The 491-nt window shown below is 74.9% G+C and carries 1 protein-coding gene; it reads left to right on the forward strand.

Features of this window, described 5'->3' with window-relative positions; all coding sequences use genetic code 11:
• A partial coding sequence (locus DEIPI_RS32835) for an amidase family protein (protein WP_169737160.1) occupies window positions 1–491 on the forward strand: 491 nt, incomplete at both ends.

Genomic DNA, 491 nt, shown 5'->3' on the forward strand with positions numbered 1-491 from the left:
GGCGCGGCACGTGCCGCAGCACGACGCCGTCGTGACGCGCCGCCTGCGCGAGGCGGGCGCCGTGCTGGTCGGCAAGACGAACCTGCTGGAGTTCGCCTACGGCATCGTCCACCCGGACTTCGGGCAGACGAACAACCCCTGGGACCTCTCGCGCACGTCCGGCGGGAGCAGCGGCGGTTCGGTCGCGGCGGTCGCGGCGGGTCTGTGTTTCGCGGCGGTCGGGACGGACACGGGCGGCAGCATCCGGATTCCCGCGTCGTACTGCGGCGTGGCAGGCCTCAAGCCCACGTACGGCCTCGTGCCGCTCGACGGGGTGTTCCCACTGTCGTGGTCCCTGGATCACGCGGGGCCCGTCGCGCGGACGAGCTCGGACGCGGCCCTCCTGCTCGCGGCGCTCACGGGTCACGAGGTGGACGCCGCGCCGCTGGACCTGCGGGGGGTGCGGCTCGGCGTGCTCGACGAGCACGCGCGCGGCCCCGAGATGCAGCCCG

Source organism: Deinococcus pimensis DSM 21231 (assembly GCF_000519345.1).
GTDB lineage: Bacteria > Deinococcota > Deinococci > Deinococcales > Deinococcaceae > Deinococcus_A > Deinococcus_A pimensis.